The sequence below is a fragment of the Streptomyces sp. NPDC005551 genome (assembly GCF_042871785.1).
Classification (GTDB): Bacteria; Actinomycetota; Actinomycetes; order Streptomycetales; family Streptomycetaceae; genus Streptomyces.
On record NZ_JBIAJE010000016.1, the window covers coordinates 1 to 20,496 of the forward strand.

The 20,496-nt window shown below is 70.4% G+C and carries 22 protein-coding genes; 9 read left to right on the forward strand and 13 right to left on the reverse strand.

From position 1 onward, the window contains the following. Positions 1-144: 144 nt before the first annotated feature. Positions 145-690, forward strand: a complete 546-nt coding sequence (locus ACFYP4_RS32650; protein ID WP_388790395.1) for a GNAT family N-acetyltransferase — start codon at positions 145-147, stop codon at positions 688-690. A 37-nt stretch (positions 691-727) separates the two neighbouring features. On the opposite strand, the gene ACFYP4_RS32655 is transcribed toward ACFYP4_RS32650, so the two are convergent. The 9 genes from ACFYP4_RS32655 to ACFYP4_RS32695 form a co-directional block, all read right to left on the reverse strand. Next, on the reverse strand, positions 728-2,233 hold the full coding sequence (locus tag ACFYP4_RS32655) for a type IV secretory system conjugative DNA transfer family protein (protein ID WP_388790398.1): 1,506 nt from the start codon (positions 2,231-2,233) through the stop codon (positions 728-730). A gap of 1 nt (position 2,234) precedes the next feature. Next, positions 2,235-3,659, reverse strand: coding sequence for an ATP-binding protein (locus tag ACFYP4_RS32660; protein ID WP_358854572.1), 1,425 nt, complete (start codon positions 3,657-3,659; stop codon positions 2,235-2,237). 14 nt (positions 3,660-3,673) lie between these two features. Continuing rightward, a complete protein-coding gene (locus tag ACFYP4_RS32665) occupies positions 3,674-5,215 on the reverse strand; it encodes an SCO6880 family protein (protein ID WP_358854578.1) in 1,542 nt (513 codons plus the stop codon). A gap of 14 nt (positions 5,216-5,229) precedes the next feature. Next, entirely contained in the window at positions 5,230-6,555 is a 1,326-nt protein-coding gene (locus ACFYP4_RS32670; RefSeq protein WP_388790401.1) for a hypothetical protein, read from the reverse strand. Further along, complete coding sequence (locus ACFYP4_RS32675; RefSeq protein WP_388790404.1) at positions 6,545-7,393, reverse strand: hypothetical protein; 849 nt, start codon at positions 7,391-7,393, stop codon at positions 6,545-6,547. Before ACFYP4_RS32675 ends, ACFYP4_RS32670 begins: the two co-directional genes overlap by 11 nt. 184 nt (positions 7,394-7,577) lie before the next feature. Beyond that, positions 7,578-7,886, reverse strand: coding sequence for a hypothetical protein (locus ACFYP4_RS32680; protein ID WP_099503752.1), 309 nt, complete (start codon positions 7,884-7,886; stop codon positions 7,578-7,580). Between the two features lie 418 nt (positions 7,887-8,304). Beyond that, entirely contained in the window at positions 8,305-9,207 is a 903-nt protein-coding gene (bla, locus tag ACFYP4_RS32685) for a class A beta-lactamase (RefSeq protein ID WP_388790538.1), read from the reverse strand. Then, positions 9,201-9,572, reverse strand: coding sequence for a DUF397 domain-containing protein (locus ACFYP4_RS32690; RefSeq protein WP_388790407.1), 372 nt, complete (start codon positions 9,570-9,572; stop codon positions 9,201-9,203). Before ACFYP4_RS32690 ends, bla begins: the two co-directional genes overlap by 7 nt. A 10-nt stretch (positions 9,573-9,582) precedes the next feature. After that, positions 9,583-10,434 (reverse strand): helix-turn-helix domain-containing protein, encoded by an 852-nt coding sequence (locus tag ACFYP4_RS32695; RefSeq protein WP_388790410.1) that lies wholly within the window; start codon positions 10,432-10,434, stop codon positions 9,583-9,585. Positions 10,435-10,634: 200 nt separating this feature from the next. Here ACFYP4_RS32695 and ACFYP4_RS32700 point away from each other — a divergent pair, with 200 nt between their 5' ends. The 4 genes from ACFYP4_RS32700 (at position 10,635) to ACFYP4_RS32715 (ending at position 14,090) form a co-directional block, all read left to right on the forward strand. After that, on the forward strand, positions 10,635-11,081 hold the full coding sequence (locus ACFYP4_RS32700; RefSeq protein ID WP_388790413.1) for an ATP-binding protein: 447 nt from the start codon (positions 10,635-10,637) through the stop codon (positions 11,079-11,081). A 90-nt stretch (positions 11,082-11,171) separates the two neighbouring features. Then, on the forward strand, positions 11,172-11,936 hold the full coding sequence (locus ACFYP4_RS32705) for a trypsin-like peptidase domain-containing protein (protein WP_358854566.1): 765 nt from the start codon (positions 11,172-11,174) through the stop codon (positions 11,934-11,936). Between the two features lie 217 nt (positions 11,937-12,153). Beyond that, entirely contained in the window at positions 12,154-13,161 is a 1,008-nt protein-coding gene (locus ACFYP4_RS32710) for a bifunctional lytic transglycosylase/C40 family peptidase (protein ID WP_358854565.1), read from the forward strand. 224 nt (positions 13,162-13,385) lie between these two features. Next, entirely contained in the window at positions 13,386-14,090 is a 705-nt protein-coding gene (locus tag ACFYP4_RS32715; RefSeq protein WP_358854564.1) for a phosphatase PAP2 family protein, read from the forward strand. Positions 14,091-14,139: 49 nt separating this feature from the next. On the opposite strand, the gene ACFYP4_RS32720 is transcribed toward ACFYP4_RS32715, so the two are convergent. Further along, positions 14,140-15,711, reverse strand: coding sequence for an FAD-binding oxidoreductase (locus ACFYP4_RS32720; protein ID WP_388790418.1), 1,572 nt, complete (start codon positions 15,709-15,711; stop codon positions 14,140-14,142). 132 nt (positions 15,712-15,843) lie between these two features. Continuing rightward, entirely contained in the window at positions 15,844-16,011 is a 168-nt protein-coding gene (locus ACFYP4_RS32725; protein WP_358854562.1) for a hypothetical protein, read from the reverse strand. Positions 16,012-16,130: 119 nt separating this feature from the next. Here ACFYP4_RS32725 and ACFYP4_RS32730 point away from each other — a divergent pair, with 119 nt between their 5' ends. Then, complete coding sequence (locus ACFYP4_RS32730; RefSeq protein WP_358854561.1) at positions 16,131-16,973, forward strand: hypothetical protein; 843 nt, start codon at positions 16,131-16,133, stop codon at positions 16,971-16,973. A 118-nt stretch (positions 16,974-17,091) separates the two neighbouring features. After that, entirely contained in the window at positions 17,092-17,280 is a 189-nt protein-coding gene (locus ACFYP4_RS32735) for a hypothetical protein (protein WP_358854560.1), read from the forward strand. A 60-nt stretch (positions 17,281-17,340) separates the two neighbouring features. Here the strand turns inward: ACFYP4_RS32735 and ACFYP4_RS32740 are convergent, their stop codons facing one another. Then, complete coding sequence (locus ACFYP4_RS32740; RefSeq protein WP_358854559.1) at positions 17,341-17,697, reverse strand: metal-sensitive transcriptional regulator; 357 nt, start codon at positions 17,695-17,697, stop codon at positions 17,341-17,343. 237 nt (positions 17,698-17,934) lie between these two features. On the opposite strand from ACFYP4_RS32740, the gene ACFYP4_RS32745 reads away from it, so the two are divergent. Both ACFYP4_RS32745 and ACFYP4_RS32750 read left to right on the forward strand, forming a co-directional pair. Beyond that, the gene (locus ACFYP4_RS32745; RefSeq protein WP_358854558.1) at positions 17,935-18,555 is read left to right on the forward strand and encodes a DUF47 family protein; all 621 of its coding nucleotides are present in this window, start codon (positions 17,935-17,937) and stop codon (positions 18,553-18,555) included. Positions 18,556-18,562: 7 nt separating this feature from the next. Beyond that, positions 18,563-19,561 (forward strand): anion permease, encoded by a 999-nt coding sequence (locus ACFYP4_RS32750; protein WP_388790423.1) that lies wholly within the window; start codon positions 18,563-18,565, stop codon positions 19,559-19,561. A gap of 120 nt (positions 19,562-19,681) precedes the next feature. On the opposite strand, the gene pstB is transcribed toward ACFYP4_RS32750, so the two are convergent. Next, positions 19,682-20,458: a phosphate ABC transporter ATP-binding protein PstB gene (gene pstB / locus ACFYP4_RS32755; protein WP_358854556.1), complete on the reverse strand. Its 777-nt coding sequence runs from the start codon at positions 20,456-20,458 to the stop codon at positions 19,682-19,684. Positions 20,459-20,496: the final 38 nt, after the last annotated feature.

The window sequence follows — 20,496 nt, forward strand, 5'->3', positions numbered from 1 at the left end:
CTGCAGGGGGGACCCTGTGGGAGAGTAGGACGCCGCCGAACAATCTTTGGAGAAAACCCCCGTACCGGGATACCGGTACGGGGGTTTTCTGCGTTGTGCGGAAATCGTTTCCCGTTCCGGGGCGCCAGCATTACGGTGGCCCGCATGAACCACGTGATCCGGCCCATCCGCGCGGACGAGTGGCGTGCCGTGAAGGCTCTCCGGCTGGCCGCCCTCCAGGACCCCGCCGCCCCCATCGCGTTCCTGGAGACGTACGAGGACGCCGTGGCGCGGCCCGACGCGTACTGGCAGGAGCGGACGGCCGGCGCCGCCGAGGGGACGAAGGAACGGCAGCAGTTCGTCGCGGAAGGACCGGTCGGTCAGTGGGCCGGCTCTGTCACCGTGCTCGTCGAACAGGCCGGGACGCGTGATCCCTTCGGGGGGCCGGTCGAGCGGGCCCAGGGGCACGTGGTCGGGGTGTTCGTGCGGACCGGGCAGCGCGGGTACGGGCTGATCGGCGCGCTGCTCGACGCGGCCCTGGAATGGTCCTGGCGACTCGGCCTGGAGCGCGTGCGGCTCTTCGTCCACGAGCGGAACTCCCGTGCCGAGGCCGCCTACCGCAAGGCCGGGTTCGCGCCGACCGGAGTGACCGCGACCATGCCCGGGAGCACCGGTGAGCTGGAGCTGGAGTTCGTCGTCGAGCGTCCCTGACGGCGCGGGCGGCCTCGCCGCTGTCCGGAGGATGCCCTCAGACCGGCAGGTCGTACTGCGGCCAGTGGGCGCGGCTCTGTTCCTGGGAGCGCAGAAGCGCCAGGGTGGGCAGGCCCCGGTCCGCTCCGCCGGTCAGCAGCTCCGGGAGCTGGGGGAGCGGGGCGACCGCGGCCACGTCGTCCAGGACGAGCGAGAATGGTGGGTCGAGGCGACCGGAGGATGACCGTTCGGCCATGCGCCGGCCGCGCTCGACCACGCTCGAGGCGAGGGCCGTCAGGAGCGGCATCGCGCCGGGATTCGCCTTGGGGTCCTCGATGGGTTCACCGACCACATAAAGCGTGCCCCCTTCGTTGACGAAGGAATCCAAGGTGAGCGCATCGGTTCGGTTGGGAGTGCAGGACTCGCGGACGTTGACCGTGAAGAGCGAGGACAGGGCGCGTGCGGTCAACTCCTGCGCGATGTCGCGGCGTTCGGGGTGCGAGGTGAGCGCCGCCTCCAGCTCGCCCGCGGAGCCTCCGGCGGCCTTCGGGTTCGTACGGAGAGTCCGTACGGCGTCCTGGACCTGGCTGCCCTGTGCCCAGCGGTGGACGTGGCGCAGGGCCCTGCCCTCGACCGCGGCGGCGTGCAGATAGCTCCGCAGGAGGATTTCCGCGACGTCCGCCATCGCCTGGTCCACCATCGCGCCCGGGCGTACCGGGGCGAGGAGGGCGGCGGCTCTCGCCGTGGCCGTGGCCCGGTCCTCGCAGCCGGCGACGGGGGACCAGTGGAGACGGGCTGGGGTGTCGCACAGGTGCGCGGGGTCGTAGAGGAGGACGGGGCCGAGTTTGGCGCGGGCGTCCTTGGTCTCCGACCAGACGGCCGGGTTGGAGGTGACGACCAGGGCCGGGCCCTCCGCGTCTCGGACCGCCTGGACGGCGAGGGGGTGGCGGGTGGCCGGGGGGCCCAGGATCACGGGGGCGCGCTGGAGCGGAACCAGCGGGGTCTGGGGGGCCCAGGCCATGGGCTCCGCTGTCTCTTGTGGCTGCGGCTCCGCCCGGGGGACTGCCCGCCCTCCCGCCCGTTCGGTCTGTTCAAGCGGCTGCGCCGCCACCGTTGTGGGGTTCTCCCGCCCGCCCGCCCGTTCGGTCTGTTCAAGCGGCTGCGCCGCTGCCGTCACAGCGGCGTGCTCTGCCCTTCGGGTTGCTCTGCCCGCCCTCCAGCGGGCCACCGTGCTTATGACGAAGACGGTCAGCACCAGCAGGATCATCAGCTGGCCGATGAACAGGCCCCAGACGAGGCCGTAGCCGGAGAGGCCGTCGGCGGGGGTGTCGGGCCAGGCGCCCGGGATGTCGTGGGGCCGCGCGACCAGGCGGCGCATGGCCAGCGGCGTACGGCCGAAGGTGACGCCCTCCGGCCAGCTGCCGTGGGCGAACAGACCTGCGAGGCCCGTGGCCGTCCACACCATCAGCGTCATGCCGAGGAGGAACGCGAGCAGCCCGACCAGCAAACCGTCCGGAATGCCTCCGTCGGGCTCCGGGCGGCGGGCGTTCTGGTCCCGTGCCATGTCAGGCCACCGTGGACTCGGACGAGTCGTCGAGGTCGTTCAGGTGCTGCTCCATGAAGGCCGCCGCCCGTTCCTCCGCCTCCAGTTCCGCGGCGCGCAACGCGTCGTGGGCGAGGTGGTCCTCGGACGACTCGGTCATCGCGCGGTCCGTGAAGACGAGCGGTCGTTCGGTCTCCGTGATCAGGTGCTTGACCACCTGGACGTTGCCGTTCACGTCCCAGACGGCGATGCCGGGTGTCAGGCTCGGGATGATCTCGACCGCCCACCGGGGCAGCCCGAGGACCCGGCCCGTCATCCGTGCCTCGTCCGCCTTCTGGGCGTAGATGGTCCGGGTCGAGGCCATCTTCAGGATCGCCGCGGCCTCCTTGGCCGCCGCACCGTCCACCACGTCGGACAGGTGGTGGACCACCGCCACGAAGGACAGACCCAGCCGGCGGCCGAACTTCAGCAGGCGCTGGAAGAGCTGCGCGACGAACGGGCTGTTGATGATGTGCCACGCCTCCTCCACCAGGAAGATGCGCTTCTTGCGGTCCGGCCGGATCCACGTGTGCTCCAGCCACACACCCACGATGGCCATCAGGATCGGCATCGCGATGGAGTTCCGGTCGATGTGGGACAGGTCGAAGACGATGAGGGGGGCGTCCAGGTCGATGCCGACCGTGGTCGGACCGTCGAACATGCCCCGCAGGTCACCGTCGACCAGCCGGTCCAGGACCAGGGCGACGTCGAGGCCCCAGGCGCGTACGTCGTCTATGGCGACGTTCATCGCCTCGGCCGACTCCGGCTCGGGGTGGCGCAGTTGTTCGACGATGTCGGTGAGCACCGGCTGGCGCTCGACGATCGTCTCGTTCACATAGGCGTGCGCCACCTTCAGCGCGAAGCCGGACCGTTCGTCGAGGCTGTGGCCCATCGCGACTTCGATGATCGTCCGGAGCAGCGCTAGCTGTCCGGTCGTCGTGATCGCCGGGTCGAGCGGGTTGAGCCGGATGCCCATGTCCAGGGCGGCCGTCGGGTCGAGCCGGATGGGGGTTATACCCAGCTCCTCGGCGATGAGATTCCACTCGCCGACGCCGTCCTCACCCTGGGCGTCGAGGACGACGACCTGCCGGTCGCGGAACCGCAACTGGCGCATGACGTACGTCTTCTCGAGCGCCGACTTGCCGTTGCCGGACTCGCCGAGCACCAGCCAGTGCGGGGCCGGGAGCTGCTGGCCGTACAGCTGGAAGGGGTCGTAGATGTAGCCCTTGCCGGAGTACACCTCGCGGCCGATGATCACACCGGAGTCGCCGAGTCCGGGTGCGGCGGTCGGCAGGTAGACCGCCTGGGCCTGGCCCGTCGACGTACGTACCGGGAGGCGGGTCGTCTCGACCTTGCCGAAGAGGAAGGACGTGAAGGCGTCCGTGAGGACGGAGAGCGGATCCCGCATCAGTGCATCAGCCCCTACCTGCGGATTCCGGTGGCGAACGGCAGTGTGTTCACGAAGGCGCGGTGGTGCTCGCGGTCGCACCATTCCAGCTTGAGGTACGACTTGCCGGCCGAGGCGCGGATCGTCCGCTTGTCGCGGGCGAGCGCCTCGGGGTTGCGCGAGGAGACGGTGATGTAGCCGACGAGGTTCACGCCGGCGGCACCGCTCGCGAGGTCCTCGCCGCGCTGGTCGAGCCGGTTGTGGGAGGCGATGTCGCGCGGGTCCACGGTCCGGTTCATCTTGGCGGCGCGGCTGGCGTCGGCCTGGTCGTTCGTCTTCTCGGTCAGCATGCGCTCGATGGCGACCTCGGTGGGTTCGAGGTCCATCGTGACGGCCACGGTCCGGATGACGTCCGGGGTGTGGACCAGCAGCGGGGCGAGGAAGTTGACGCCGACCGGGGTCATCGGCCACTCCTTCACCCAGGCCGTGGCATGGCACCAGGGGGCCCGGGTGGAGGACTCGCGGGTCTTCGCCTGGAGGTACGTCGGCTCCATCGCGTCCAACTCGGCCGGCCAGGCGTTGCGCTTCGTCATCGCCTGGATGTGGTCGATCGGGTGGTCCGGGTCGTACATGGAGTGCAGGAGCGAGGCGAGGCGGCCCTGTCCGAGCGGCTGCCGCACGCGGATGTCGGCCTCCTGGAGCCGGGAGCAGATGTCGGTCAGCTCACGGGCCATGACGACGGCGAGCCCCGCGTCCCGGTCGAGCTTGCGGCCGCCCTGCGGCCGGGCGGCCCGCGCCATGGCCTGGGCCTCGGCGGCGAGCTCGCGGGAGTAGTGCATGCAGGCGACGAGGTACGCGCGGTGCTGCTCGCTGCTGGTGGACACCATCGACTGGAGCTGGTCGTACGACTGCTGGAGCCAGCCGGGGGCCCGGTCGTCACCGCGGGTGGCGACGTCCTTGGCGTGGGCGTCGGGGTCGGCGGGGAGGGTGCGGGCGAGCATCTGGATCCTGGTGACGAAGCCGTCGCCGTTCGCGACGTGCTTGAGCAGGGTCCCGAAGCGGTCGACGAGGGCTTCCTGGTCCTCGCTGTCCCGCAGGCCGACGCCCGGGCCCTCGATCTCGATCGCGGCCGTGACCGTACGGCGGTCGGCGTGCAGGAGTACGGCGATCTCGTCCGGTCCGAAGGGGGCGGCGAGCCAGTTGATCCGGCCGATGCCGGGCGGGGGGCCGACCTCGACCTCGCGCCCGTCGATGTGGGTGCCGGCCTCCATCACGTGGGACCGGTAGGCGGTCCCGCGGCGCAGCGACCGCTTGTAGCTCCGGTTGATCTCGAACCACTTGTAGAACGTCCGCCGCTTGTACGGGACGTACACCGCGGCGAGCGCCAGCAGCGGGAAGCCCATCAGGAGCACGATGCGCAGGGAGAGGACGGGGACGAGGAGCCCGCACATCATGCCCAGGAACGCGCCCACGATGATGAGCGCGATCTCGCCTGACTCGCGGTTCCGGCCGACGATCGCGTTCGGCCGGGCGCGGCCGATCAGATATGTACGGCGGGGCGTGACCGGATGGGACATGTGGGACTCGGTCGTCAACGCCCTTCACCTCCCGTGCGGTTGGTACTGCTGTTGCGGGTGTTGCCGGCGTGCGGGGTGTTGACCGGGCTGGTGCGCGGCGGGGGTGCGGCGGAGGGGACGGATCCGCCGCCGCCCGACGGCGTACGGCTGCTGTGCGCGGCCATACCGCCGCTCGCCTGGTTGGCGGGCCGGGCGGCGGACGACTGGCCGCCGCCTCCGCCGCCGTTGTCGGCGCGTGTGCTGTGGGTCTTGATGCCCTGGGCGACGAGCGTGGCCGGGGAGCTCATCACGGCCGCGGCCTTGCCTTCGGCGCCCTGCATGATGCGGTTGTTGCGGGAGTTCGCGATCTCGTCGCCGAACCCGGGGACGAAGCGGTAGATCATGCCGCTGGCGAAGATGGCGAGCAGGATGATGGCGAGACCGGAGACGATCGCGGCGACCGAGTCGGGGCCGTTGTCGGAGGCGAGGGCGCCGGCGAGGCCGAGGACGATCACGATCACCGGCTTGACGAGGATGACCGCGATCATCACTCCCGCCCAGCGGCGGACGTGTCCCCAGAGGTTCTTGTCGACGAGGCCCGCGTAGACGACGACGCCGAGCAGGGCGCCGACGTACAGCAGGACCGCCCGGAGGTACAGCTCCAGGTAGAGGACTCCGGCGGCGACGATGGAGACCAGGGACACCAGCATCAGCATGATGGGGCCGCCGCCGACGTCGTCGCCCTTGTCCAGGGCCTCGGAGAACGTGCCGAAGAACGCGTCGGTCTGATTACCCGTCGCCTTCGCCAGCACCTCGCTGACGCCGTCCGTCGCCGAGACGACGGTGTAGAGGATCAGCGGGGTGAACGCCGACGCCAGCACCGTCAGCCAGAGGAAGCCGACCGCTTCCGACAGGGCGGTGGTGAGCGGGACACCCCGCACCGCCCGCTTCGCGACCGCGAGCAGCCACAGCAGGAGGGTGAGGATCGTCGACGCCGCGAACACGACGGCGTACTGCTGGAGGAACTTGGGGTTCGTGTAGTCGACGTTCGCCGTTTCCTTCACGGCGTCCGACAGCTTGTCGACGGTCCAGGAAGCGGCGTCGGCGCAGCCCTTGGCCAGGGAGGAGAGGGGGTCGAGGGGCGAGGTGATCCCGGGGGAGTCCCCTACGCTGGGCGCCTGTTTGTTGCTGCCTCGCTCGCAGTAGTCCTTGGCGGGGCCGTGGATCAGGTCACAGGGATCGTTGCTCGGTGACGGTGTTGGCGTGGGAGCAGCCACGGCTCGTGTGGCAAGAAGCAGCACGGCGCCCTGAACTGCGCCGACCGCTGCGGTCAGTTTGAGTACGCGATGGCTAGCGGGCATACGTGAACCCTCCGTACTCCTCGACAGCCTTTGCCATGTCGTCGGCGCTGGAGGCCTTTTCGTCGCCTGGGACAGGCGCGGGACCTTCCTTCTGGGAGTGCGTGATGATCTTCCAGTCGCCACCGGTCCACGTCAGCTTCATGATGATGGTGAACCAGCTGCTGGTGACCGGGTTCGTGGAGTTCTCGCCTGCGAGCCCGAGCAGGCCACCGCACCAGACCTCGACAGTCGCCGTGTCTCTCGAGTGCTCGGTGACCTTGGTGCCGATCGGGTTCGTACGCGAGACGAACGTGTAGCCCGTCGGGGTGGACCCGTCCTCGTTCAGACCGACGTTCTTGTTGAACTGCGGGGTGTACGCCTTGTCCAGCGTGCCCTCGAAATCGCTCACCCGGGACGGAGTGATGATGGTCGTCAGGATCACGTCCCGCCTGGCTTTCTGGAACATGTCCGCTGACCCCAGCGCAACCGCGTAGTTCGCCGCCGCGCTTTGGGCGCCCAGAGCGCTGTGGCTGTACCCCGACGGGATCGCGCCCGTTTTCGACTGGACCGGGCGTTCTCCCGACGGTGCCGTCGGCGCGGACTCCGCCTTGTCGCCGCCGTCCGCCCCCGCAGAGGCATCGTCCTCGCCGCGGTTCGCGAAGGCGATCGCCGCGATCAGCAGGACGACGACACCGACGACGGTGATCAGACTGCGGGACGAGGACCGGCCCCGCCGAGCACCGCCGTAGACGTCACCGCCCCGGTCCGGCAGCCGCGTGCGGGTCTGCCCCGACCCGCCGTACCCGCCGTCGTCACCGCGCGAAGTGTCACCGTAACCATGATCGTCACCGAGACTCATGCCGCGCACGCCCCCTCGACCTCGTACCGAAACGCCTCGTACCGAAACGCGTGACAGTACGACGGTAGCCGTGCTGGTTCCCGCGCGGGCGCGGTGTGGTGACTCGACATCAGGGAAACGCAACCTCAGCCGGTGGGCACGACGGACGGGTGGGTCGGAGGGCACCGGGCGTGCCCGGCCGGGCCTACACAGCCATGCCGTACACGATGGTGAAGAGCGTGCCGAGGGAGCCGATGATGAAGACCCCGGTCAGGCCCGCGATGATGAGGCCCTTGCCCTGTTCGGCGCTGAAGGTGTCGCGCAGCGCCGTCGCGCCGATGCGCTGCTTCGCGGCGCCCCAGATGGCGATGCCGAGGCACAGCAGGATGGCGACCGCCATCACGACCTCGATCATCACCTTCGCCTCGTTGCCCAGGCTGCCGAAGGGCCCCCAGTCCGGAGCGATCCCGCCGATGATCGTGGTGATGTCGCCCTTTTCGGCTGCGAAAAGCATGTAAGTCACCGCCCCTTGTGGGTAGTTCTCCACCCCCTGCCACTGCGCGCAGGGGTCAGCTCATTCTCGCCGACAAAGACGCTGTCGTATGTCGACTTGACGTCATTGGTTGGCGGGTTTCGTGCGAATCCCCTGCCGCCGCCCCGCGGGGCACCCTCTCGGGAGCGCGGGACGGGCAGGCGAGGAGACGTATGGTCACTCTGTGTATCACGGCAGGTCACGCCGGGCAATGAAGGCGAACCGGAACCTGTCGTGTGGTTCTGTCGTTAACCCCTTTTATGCCTCGGTGGCCCTCCCGGGCGGTCCTGGGTGCGGACAGAACCGGTCCGTCCCGTTCCGGGCGGTGTCTGTCCGATACAGAGGTTATCTCCGTACCCGGGTCCGGACGACCCGGGTACGGAACCCGCTTGACGCCGGCTCAGGTGACGGCGTCCGCCAGGACCGACGCCGTCCTCGCGACCAGGGCGTCGTCGGGGACGGCGTCCCGGCCTGGTTTCGTGGTGAGGACGGCGAGGACGACCGGGTCGCCGTCCTCGGTCCAGGCGATGCCCACGTCGTTCGCGGTGCCGTACGAGCCGGTGCCGGTCTTGTCCGCGATCCTCCAGGTGTCGGGCAGGCCCTCGTGGAAGCGCTTGGTGCTGGTGGTGTTGCCGAGCAGCCAGGCCGTCAGCCGCGCGCGGTCCCCGGCGTCCAGGGCTGTGCCCAGCGTGAGACGGGCGTACGTACGGGCGACGGCCGCCGGCGTCGTCGTGTCCTGCCGCTGCCACGGCTCCGCCGAGTTCAGCTCCGGTTCCCAGCGGTCCAGGCGGGTCCGCGGGTCCCCGACCGAGCGGCAGAAGCGGGTGACGGCCGTGGGGCCGCCGAGTTCCCGCAGGAGCAGGTTGGCGGCCAGGTTGTCGCTGTAGCGGATCGCCGCGTCGGACAGCTCGGCGATCGTCATGCCGGCGGCCACGTTCTCCGGCTTGACGGTGATCGCTCCGCCCCCGGCGGCTTTCACGTCCGCCGCCGTGTAGTGCAGGCGCCTGGCCAGCGTCTCGCCGTCGCGGTCCAGGTCCCGCAGCACGGCGGCGACCGCCAGGGTCTTGAACACCGAGCACATGGGGAAGCGCTCCCCGGCCCGGTGGCTCACCGTCCTCCCGGTGCCCAGGTGGTGCGCGTACGCGCCCACTCTCGCGCCGTGCCCGTCCTCCAGCTCCCGCAGGCGGGCACGGGCGTCCCGCGTACGGGTGTCCGCGTGCGCGGGGCCCGCGGTCAGTGCGAGGGCGGCCGTGGACGCGGCCGTGGTGAGCAGTGTGCGGCGGGTCGTCGTCGAACCTAAGATCGCTCTTCCTCCTGTATCTGCGCGAAGTGGTCGAACTCGCCGGCCCGTACGCCCCGTACGAACGCGTCCCACTTCTCCTGAGTGGTGGTGACGACGGTCCCGGGGTCACCGGTTTCACACAGGTGTACGAGGCCGGTGTCCCCGGTGGTCAGGCGGATCCCGGAGTCGGTGCGCACGGCCGGGCCGGGGGACTTGAGGGCCCGGAGGAAGGTGCGGAAGGCGTCGGGGGCGGCGGTGAGTATCGCGCCGGTGGGGTCACCGCTCTCGGTGAGACGGATCGTTCCGGCGGCGGTATCTCGGGCTACGTGGACGCAGGAGTTGCCTTCGGGGCAATAGGACGACTTCTGCCAGGTGAGTGCGGGCATCGGGGCCTCCTCAAAGGTCCTTGGCGATGGCGTGGATGAAGGTCTGCGACTTCTCGGTACTGAGGGCCGCGGACTGCATGCGGTCCAGCAGCACGCGGTACTTGCGCAGCTGGGCCTCGGCGTCCAGGAACACCGGGCCGTGCGACTGATCGAGGTTCACCGTGTCCAGCTGCGGCACGGGTCCCTCCACGTAGTAGATCGACTGGCCGGAGCCCGGAAGGACACCGGTCTCGAACGGGATCACCTGGATCTCCACGTGCTCCCGCTCGTTCATGTCCAACAGGTACTTCAGCTGCGCGCGCGTGACGTCCGCACCGCCGAACCTCATCCGCAGGGCGGCCTCGTGGACGAAGATCTGATGCGGTGTCGGAGGGTCACGGAAGAGGATGGCCTGTCGCTTGAGCCGGAACGAGACCCGGTGCTCGATGTCGGGCTGCGGCAGTTCGGGTACGGCCTGGCGGAAGATCTCGCGGGCGTACTCCGTGGTCTGGACGAGGCCGGGGATGTGGATCGTGACGGCACTGCGCAGTCGGGTGGCGTGGTGCTCCAGCTCGGCGAGGTCCAGCAGCCCGGCGGGCAGGATCTCGCGGTACTCCTCCCACCAGCCCCGCTTCCGCTCGCCCGTCATGCCTGCGATGGCCTCGATGAGGGCCTTGTCCGAGCAGTCGTAGTGACAGGCCAGGGTGCGTACGCGCTCGGCGCTGACCCCGAGGCGACCGGTCTCCATGTTGCTGACCTGCGCCTGCTTCATGCCGAGCAGTTGAGCGGCGCCGGTCGAGGTCAGGCCCGCCTGCTCGCGGAGTTTGCGCAGTTCCGCGCCGAAGCGGAGTTGCCGCCCCGTCGGGTTGGTTCTCACGGGCATCCCTGCCGCTCCTCCGCAGCTTTGTCACCCACACGGGTGATTGCTTTAAGTATCGCCCTGAAACGGGTCAAGAATATATCCAGCACCGCTACTGTGAAGCGCAGGCGCCTCGCCCCAGAAGCACCCCGCTCGACGGAGCGGCATGGTCACTGGGCAACGTAACCAAACCACCCAACTCCCCTCCGAACCGGGAGACTTCCATGGCAACCGTATCCCCGTGCTGGGACTACACCCTGCACCTTCCGCACGATCCCCGTGCCCCCGGCATCGCCCGCGCCACCCTGCGCACCGTGCTGGCCGCCCACGAGTTCACGGAGCTGACGCCCACGGCCGAACTGCTCGCCGCCGAGCTGTTCACCAACGCGCATCTGCACACGCGCGGCCCGTACGCGCTCCGGGTGCGGCCGGCCGGGCCGGACCGGCTGGTGGTGGCGGTCTGGGACACCGACCCGCGGGTCCCGGCCGGGTTCCGGGCGGACGTCCCCGCCGACGTGCCCCCGCAGGACGCGGAGAGCGGCCGGGGCCTGCATCTCGTGCGGGCCTGCGCGGACGCGTGGGGCGTTTCCGTGCTGCGGGAGCTCGGCGCGTCGAAGGGCGGGAAGCTGCTGTGGGCGGAGTGCGCGCGGACGGGCCTGTCAGGGGTGTGAGGGGCCTCAGGGGATTACCCGGGCCGCGCAGGCCTTTGCCTGCCGGGTCCCGGAGATTTTTCCGGGGCCGTGGGCCACAGTGGACGGGTGATGCGGCGTACCACTCGTCCCGGGAGACCACGGCGGCACACGCTGTCCGCCGTGGTCCTGCTGCTGGCCGCTACGACCTCCTCGGTGGCGGCGGCCGACGACGGGACCGGACCGCTCGGAGTCACCGCGGAGGCCCCCGGGGGCCTGCCGGGCGCCCGCGTGGGCGCCCTCTTCGGCGGCTCCGGCGACCTCGTGGGCGGGCACTTCTGCACGGCGTCCGTGGTGCACAGCGCGGGACGGAATCTGATCGTCACCGCCGCGCACTGCCTGGACGGCGGCGGGGCGTTCCGGTTCGTGCCCGGCTACCGGGACGGCAGGGCGCCGTACGGCGTCTGGAGGGTGGCGAGGACGTACGTCTCCGAGGCCTGGCGACGGGACCGGGACGAGGACGGCGACCTCGCCTTCGCCGTCGTCGACGACCTGGCGGCCGGGCCGGCCCTGGAGGACGTCGTCGGCGGCAACTCCCTGGCCACCGGGCAGGCCACCGGGGCGACGGCCGTGACGGTCACCGGCTACCCCAGGTCCCGTGAGGTGCCGATCACGTGCACCAACAGGCCGACCGCGCACAGCGCCACCCAGCAGCGCATCGCGTGCCCCGCCTTCACCGGCGGCACGAGCGGCAGCCCCTGGGTGAACGGGGACGGGCAGGTCGTCGGCGTCATCGGCGGCCACGAGGAGGGCGGCGACACGGCCGACGTCTCCTACAGCGCGGTCCTCGGCGAGGAGGCCGCCGCGCTCCACCGCAGGGCCACCGCCGAGGAGTGACCCCCGGGGGTTCGTCGCGGTGATCCGGCTTCGGCCACCGGCGGCTTCGGGCGGTTTTGGCGTGTAACCGTCTTGCGCGGCACGGGTGTTGCTCTCGGCGGGCTGCTGGCACCGCGCACCGGTCGCCACGTGCGGCTTCTTCTTCCGCGTGATCATCCCGCCGCGGCGGGGCCGCCTCTACACTGACGTCGGCGGACTCCTGTGCGGTGAGGGGCGGTTGACGGTGCGTAAGGCGTTGATCCTGGCGACCGCTGCCGCGGCGGCGGGACTGGGCTTCGTGATGCTGCTCGTCGTCGGCGTCTACATGGTCGCCGGCAACCTCGCCAACGGCGTCGGCGGCGGCTCGGTCGGACTGGCCAAGGGAGCCGTGCCGGCCGCGTACCAGCCGCTCGTCAAGAAGTGGGGCAACCTCTGCGGAGCGATCAACCCCGCGCTGCTGGCCGCCCAGCTGTACCAGGAGAGCGGGTTCAACCCGCGGGCGAAGAGCCCGGCCGCCGCCCAGGGGATAGCGCAGTTCATCCCCGGCACCTGGGCCACGCACGGCATCGACGGTGACGGGGACGGCGACCGGGACGTCTGGGACCCGAACGACGCCATTCCGTCGGCGGCCTCGTACGACTGCCAGCTCGCCTCGTACGTGAAGGACGCTCCGGGGAACCAGACCGAGAACATGCTCGCCGCCTACAACGCGGGCGCGTACGCGGTCATCAAGTACGGAGGCGTGCCGCCGTACAAGGAGACCCAGAACTACGTGAAGACGATCACCACGCTCCAGAAGAGCTTCGCCGCGCCGGTCACCCGGGTGGATCCCTCCAAGCAGGCCGCCGGGGCCATCTACTACGCGCAGAAGAAGCTCGGCACGCCCTATCTGTGGGGTGGCACCGGCACCGCCGACCAGGGCGGACGCTTCGACTGCTCGGGGCTGACGAAGGCCGCGTACGAGAGCGTGGGCGTCACACTGCCCCGCGTCGCCAACGACCAGTACAACGCCGGGCCGCACCCCAGCCGCGACGAGCTGCTGCCGGGGGACCTGGTCTTCTTCTCGGACGACCTGACCAATTCGCGGGCCATCCGGCACGTGGGCATCTACGTCGGCGGCGGCTACATGATCGACGCGCCTAGGACGGGTGCCGTGATCCGCTTCGACCCCGTCGACACCCCGGACTACTTCGGGGCGACACGGGTGACCGAAGATGGCGCGAAAGCACTCCCCACGAAGGTCTGAAGCCCGCCGGAAACCGCCCCCTGAGCTGCGGTGATGGATCTCTCTTCGATAACGTCTGCGTGATCATTCGGTGGAGGGTGGAACGTAGTGAAGGGGAGTGTGCGTTCCTGTTAGACGTAGCCCGGGCCAGACAGCCGGAACGCGGTTCTACGACCACGGGGGTGGCACGAGCGGCGCACGAGCGTGTGCGGTCGCGGTAAAGACGACGAAGGGGCCGCAGCGCAATGGCTGGACTCGCCGATTCCGGTTCAAACCCCGACGTCAGCCTGCTCTACGACATCAATGGCCTGGCCAAGGACGCCCCGCACTGGTTCGACCGCGGCATGGAGTTCGTGGGTGAGTACGGGCTCCTGCTCGCCATGGTGCTGCTCGTGTTGTGGTGCTGGTGGACGGTACGGCGGCGCGGCGGGGAGAACGCGGCGCCGGCGGTGGCCGCGCTCGTCTGGGCGCCCCTCGCGGCGGGCATCGCCGTCCTGGTGAACGTGCCGATACGCGGTTTCGTCGAGCGCCCCCGGCCCTTCGTCGACCACCGGGGCCTGGAGGTCCTGGTCTCCGGCAAGCACGACTTCTCGTTCGTCAGCGACCACGCCACGCTCACGATGGCGATGGGCGTCGGGCTGTTCGTCGCGAACCGCAGGTTCGGGCTCGCCGGCATCGGGCTCGCGCTCCTCGAAGGCTTCTGCCGGGTGTACATGGGCGTGCACTACCCGACGGACGTCGTCGGCGGCTTCGCGCTCGGCACCGCGGTCGTCCTGCTGCTTTCGCCGCTCGCCATGGCCCTGCTGACGCCCGTCGTCCGGGCGGTCGAGCGGTCCCCGCGGGCCGGCCGGCTGGTCCGGGCCCGCGGCGCGCTCCCCGCGGAGCAGGACGCGCTCCTCCCCGGGACGGCCGTCACCGAGCGGCCCGACGACCGGGACCTGGCGGCCTGAGCGCCGGTGGCCCCGGCCGGGGCCGGCCCTCCGTGAGTCGGGGCAGCCCTCAGAGAGCCTGCGGGAAGGTGAAGAAGCGGTCGGGGTCGTACTGCTTCTTGACCGCCGTGAGGCGGGTGGCCGCGTCGCCGTAGTACGCCTTGCGCCAGTTCGTGAGGGTCGGGTCGGTGTAGTTCTGGTAGGCGGCGCCCGAGGCGTGCCGCGCCATCGCCCGGTGAGCGGTGTCCAGCCACGCCTGGGCGGTGGTGCCGGAGGTACCCGCCCGCCACGAGGCGATGTACTGGGCGAGCATCCGGGAGCGGCGGTGGACGAAGGCCGTCGCGGTGGGCGAGACCCGGTTCACGGCTCCGCCGAGCGCGGTGAACGCGATGCTGCCGGCGCCGCCGCGCACGCCCGACACCTGGTTCAGGAGCGCCTGGATCCCCGCCGAGGACACCGAGCGGTCGAAGAAGTCCGAGCGGGCCGCGTAGGTCTCCCGGCCGAGGGCGCCCTGCGGGCTGCGGCCCGGGGTCGAGCCCGGCAGATGGCACATGGCGTCGTCGGCGTACGCCGAGCAGCCCGCGTACACCTCCATCGACTCCTCGTACGAGCGCCTCTTGAGGGACACGCTGCGGGCGGGCGCGCCGATCCTGTCGGCCAGCCGGTCCACGGCGTTCTGCAGCTCGCCGTACGTGCCCAGGGAGAACGCGGAGACGGAGACCGTGGGGGTGCCGCCCGCCGCGCTCGCGAGGTGGCACGAGGACCAGATCTCGTCCGCCTGGGCCGGCCCCCACTCCTGCCAGGCCTTCACCACGGCGGCGGCCCGCGACCACGGCCAGGACATGTACGCCGTCACGGCCCGGGGCGCCGGGTGGGTCTTGAAGCGCAGCTCGGTGACCACGCCGAAGTTGCCGTTGCCCGCGCCGCGCAGGGCCCAGAAGAGATCCTCGTGCTCCGTCGCGTTCACGGTGAGCCGCTTGCCGTCGGCCGTGATCAGGGTCGCCCCGGTGAGGCTGTCGCACGTCAGGCCGTACGCCCGGGAGACCACGCCGTGGCCGCCGCCGAGGGTGAGGCCCGAGACACCGACGGTCGGGCAGGAACCGGCGGGGATCGTGACCCCCTTCGCGGCGAGCGCGCGGTACACGTCGATCAGCTTGGCACCGGCACCGATGACGGCCTCGCCGCCCGAGGCCCGGATCCGGCTCAGCCGGGAGACGTCGAGGACGAGCCGGCCGTTGCCGGAGGACCAGCCCGCGTAGGAGTGGCCGCCGTTGCGGATCGACACCTTGACGGCGTGGGCGCGGGCGTAGGAGAGGGCGGTGCGGATGTCGTCGGTGTGGGCCGCGTACGCGACGGCGGCGGGCTTCAGGGAGTCGAAGCGCGTGTTGTAGAGCTGGTGGGCGGTCGGCCAGGAGCCGTCGCCCGGGCGTATCAGGGGGCCGTCGAGGTCCCGGGCCAGGGCGGTCCAGTCCGCCGCGGTGGCGGCCGCGGCGCGGGTCGCCGTGGTGGGGGAGGCGGCGCCGGCCCGGGGAGTGGCCTCCGCGGTGCCGCCCGCCGGTGTGCCGTCGTCGCCGTTGCAGGCGGTGGTGGCCGTGGCCGTGAGTGCGGCGGTGGCTCCGCCTATGAACGTGCGCCGGTGCATGTGTGCCTCCCGTTGGCTCCCGATGGCTCCCGTGGGACGAGACGGGGTGGCGGATCCGGGGGTTCCCTCCGGGACGGTACGGGTGCCGCCGCACGGTGTTCTCGTACTCCCGGCCGCATACGTCCCGCCGGGCTAGAAGGGGTCTTCCGCGTGCGTCTGCGCGTCGGTTCTCGCCAGGCTGCGGGCTCTTCTCGCCGGGCCGCGCCAGCCGCAGGTGCAACGGGCCAGGCAGAAGGGGCCCTGTTCGATCGTCGTCGTGCGGTGTTCCGAGGGAGTGTCCACCTCGTTCTGCTGCGCCACGCGACAACGTTACCCAAGGCAAGTGAACGGCCGGAGTACGCGTGACGGGGACTGGTACCGGTCGTTAACCGGCACAGGGGGCCCGTGGACGGACGGACCGGCTTGGGGGTAGGCAGGCGATGGTGGAGCGCAGGCACAGGCGGACCCGACCGGCGCTCGTCGCCGCCCTGGCCGCGCTGGGGATCGCGGTCTGCGGTACGGGATGTTCGGGCGGCGGAGCGGCGGCGGAGGACGGGCGCACCGGTGCCGACGCCGTGCGGGTGCTGCACCGGTCGGCCGCCGCGCTGGTGCGGGCGGGCAGCTCCAAGACCCGTACGTCCATGCAGATGGCCACCGGCGGCACCCGCGTCACCATCCGCGGCGAGGGGGTGTACGACTTCGAAGGGCGCCTGGGGCGGCTGAAGGTGATGCTCCCTCAGGACCCGGCCGGGACCGCCCGGCACCGGCCCATCACCGAACTCCTCGCCCCGGGCGCCCTGTTCATGAAGAACCGGGGCGCCGGAGTGCCCGCCGACAAGTGGGTGCGCGTGGACACGGCCACCCTCTCCGACGGGAATCTGGTGACGGGCGGCGCCACCGACCCGTTCGCCGCAGCCGAGTTGCTGCGCGGGACGCGTGAGGCGACGTACGTCGGGGAGACCGAGGTCGCCGGGACCAGGGTCCGGCACTACCGGGGCACCGCCGACCTGGGTGTGGCCGCGAAGGGCGCCTCCGACGGGCACCGGCAGGCGCTGGCGGCGGCGGCGAAGGGGTTCGCCACGGTCGAGGTCCCGTTCGAGGCCTACCTCGACGAGCAGGGCCGCATCCGCAAGGTCCGGCACCGGTTCAGCTTCGTCAACGGGGTGCGCAAGGACGCGGTGGCGGTCGCCTCGACGACCCTGCTGTACGACTTCGGTGTCCCCGTCGACGTACGGCTGCCCGGGCCGGCCGACATCTTCGCCGGCAGGATCGCCGAGCCGTAGGACGCCGCACCTGGGCGGAAAGGCCGGAATGCGCGGGGCCGGAAATGGTCCGTTGGTGCCATGCGCGTTGCGTGGGCCGCTCCCTACTCTAGGAAGCCGGTGACGGCGGGAAGAGGTGGTGTACGTGGCTCCGGTCGGCGGTACGGCGGTTCAGGACCACGTGGCCCTCGCCGAGATCGAGCTGTGCGGTGACCTGATCATCGCCGCGTCGGCCGCCGGGGAGGACCGGCTCAGCCTGGAGAGCATCGACGAGGTGCTGAAAGTGGCGGAGGAACGCGTCCGCGGACGAGAAAAGCGCTCCTCCTAGCCGCGAGGTCCGCTCCCGGGTGCCGGTGTCCGCCGGGGCACCCGCCCGGCGCCCGCGCGCTCAAGTGCGCAGCAGGCGGCCGATGGCCTTCGTGGCCTCCTCGACCTTCGCGTCGATCTCGGAGCCGCCCTTGACGGCCGCGTCCGCGACGCAGTGGCGCAGGTGCTCCTCGAGGAGCTGGAGCGCGAAGGACTGCAGGGCCTTGGTGGAGGCGGAGACCTGGGTGAGTATGTCGATGCAGTAGACGTCCTCGTCGACCATGCGCTGCAGGCCGCGGATCTGGCCCTCGATACGGCGCAGCCGCTTCAGGTGCTCGTCCTTCTGCTTGTGGTACCCGTGCACCCCCCGGTCGTGGTCCGTCACGGTCTCCCGCGGCTGGCCGGAGGGCGCCGTCGCGCCGGCCTCGGTGGTCGTCATCGCGTCCTCCTGCTGCTCCGGCGGCAAACCTGTCTGGTTCGCCGCTTACATATACCCCTGGTGGGTATATGGTATCGAACTTCACCGGGTATGTGGCCCTTGCCCGGCGCCGGGACCGGGACCCCGTGCCGAGCACTGTGCATGATGGGCGACACTGGGGGACGGCCGGTTAGCCGTGGCCGGATGATGCGCCTAGCATCAGCCTGACCGAAACAAAAGGACCCCGAGGACCCCACCGTGCGCTTTCGTCTGACCCCCAGGGAGACGAGCTTCTACGACATGTTCGCCGCGTCCGCGGACAACATCGTCACTGGCTCGAAGCTCCTCATGGAACTGCTCGGGGCGGACTCCTCCGCCAGGGCCGAGATCGCAGAGCGTATGCGGGCCGCGGAACACGCCGGTGACGACGCCACGCATGCGATCTTCCACCAGCTGAACTCCTCGTTCATCACGCCCTTCGACCGCGAGGACATCTACAACCTCGCCTCGTCCCTCGACGACATCATGGACTTCATGGAGGAGGCCGTCGACCTGGTCGTGCTGTACCAGGTCGAGGAACTCCCCAAGGGTGTGGAACAGCAGATCGAGGTGCTGGCCCGCGCGGCGGAGCTGACCGCCGAGGCCATGCCGCACCTGCGGACCATGGACAACCTGACCGAGTACTGGATCGAGGTCAACCGCCTCGAGAACCAGGCCGACCAGATCCACCGCAAGCTGCTCGCCCAGCTCTTCAACGGCAAGTACGAGGCCATCGAGGTGCTGAAGCTGAAGCAGATCGTGGACGTGCTGGAGGAGGCGGCGGACGCGTTCGAGCACGTGGCGAACACGGTCGAGACCATCGCCGTCAAGGAGTCCTGACCCCTTCATGGACACCTTCGCACTGATCGTGACCATCGGGGTCGCGCTCGGATTCACGTACACGAACGGCTTCCACGACTCGGCGAACGCCATCGCCACGTCGGTGTCGACGCGGGCGCTGACCCCGCGGGCGGCGCTCGCCATGGCCGCGGTGATGAACCTCGCCGGCGCGTTCCTCGGCAGCGGGGTCGCCAAGACGGTCAGCAAGGGCCTGATCGAGACGCCCGAGGGCTCGAAGGGGATGGGCATCCTCTTCGCCGCGCTCATCGGCGCCATCGTCTGGAACCTGGTCACCTGGTACTTCGGGCTGCCGTCGTCCTCGTCCCACGCGCTGTTCGGCGGCCTGGTGGGCGCGGCACTGGCCGGCGGCACCGGGGTCATCTGGTCCGGCGTGCTGGACAAGGTCGTCATCCCGATGTTCGTCTCACCGGTCGTCGGCCTCGTCGTCGGCTACCTGGTGATGTGCGCGATCATGTGGATGTTCCGCCGGTCCAATCCGCACAAGGCCAAGCGCGGTTTCCGCATCGCGCAGACGGTGTCGGCGGCCGGGATGGCGCTCGGGCACGGTCTCCAGGACGCCCAGAAGACGATGGGCATCGTGGTGATGGCGCTCGTCATCGGCGGCGTGCAGGGTTCGGACGATCCGATCCCGATATGGGTGAAGATCGCCTGTGCGGTGATGCTGTCGCTCGGTACGTATGCCGGCGGGTGGCGCATCATGCGGACGCTGGGGCGGAAGATCATCGAGCTCGACCCGCCGCAGGGGTTCGCCGCGGAGACGACCGGCGCGTCGATCATGTTCGCGACGGCCTACCTCTTCAAGGCGCCCATCTCCACGACGCACGTCATCACGTCCGCGATCATGGGCGTCGGTGCCACCAAGCGTGTCAACGCGGTGCGGTGGGGTGTCGCCAAGAACATCATCCTGGGGTGGTTCATCACCATGCCGGCGGCCGGGGCCGTGGCCGCGGTCAGCTTCTGGATCGTGAATCTGGCGGTGCTGTAGCCGCCCATCGTTCGCGCTGCACGCAGCAAGCGGGCCCTTCCCTGGATTCAGGGGAGGGCCCGCTTTCTCTGGCCTCGCGGTGGCACCGCCATGCAGCACCGCGAGGGGCTGGGGGGCGGCTCAGCCGAAGCGGCCGGAGATGTAGTCCTCGGTGGCCTGGACGGACGGGTTGGAGAAGATGCGCTCCGTGTCGTCGATCTCGACGAGGTTGCCGGGGCGGCCGACCGCGGCCAGGTTGAAGAAGGCGGTGCGGTCGGAGACGCGGGCGGCCTGCTGCATGTTGTGCGTCACGATGACGATCGTGAAGCGCTCCTTGAGCTCGCCGATCAGGTCCTCGATGGCGAGGGTGGAGATCGGGTCCAGGGCCGAGCAGGGCTCGTCCATCAGCAGGACCTGGGGCTCGACCGCGATGGCGCGGGCGATGCACAGGCGCTGCTGCTGACCGCCGGAGAGGCCGGAGCCGGGCTTGTTCAGGCGGTCCTTGACCTCGTTCCAGAGGTTCGCGCCCTTGAGGGACTTCTCGACGACGTCGTTCAGCTCGGACTTCTTGTACGAGCCGTTCAGGCGCAGGCCCGCCGCCACGTTGTCGAAGATGGACATCGTGGGGAAGGGGTTGGGGCGCTGGAAGACCATGCCGACCGTGCGGCGCACGGCGACCGGGTCGATGCCCTGCCCGTACAGGTCCTCGTCGTCCAGGAGGACCTTGCCCTCGACACGGCCGCCGGGGGTGACCTCGTGCATCCGGTTCAGGGTGCGCAGGAAGGTCGACTTGCCGCAGCCGGAGGGGCCGATGAACGCCGTCACCGAGCGCGGCTCGACCGTCATCGAGATGTCTTCGATCGCCTTGTGGGCGCCGTAGTAAGCGGTCAGCCCGCTCACGTCGATTCGCTTGGCCATGAGGATCACTGCTTCTTTCGAGGGTTCGGGTCGCTGAT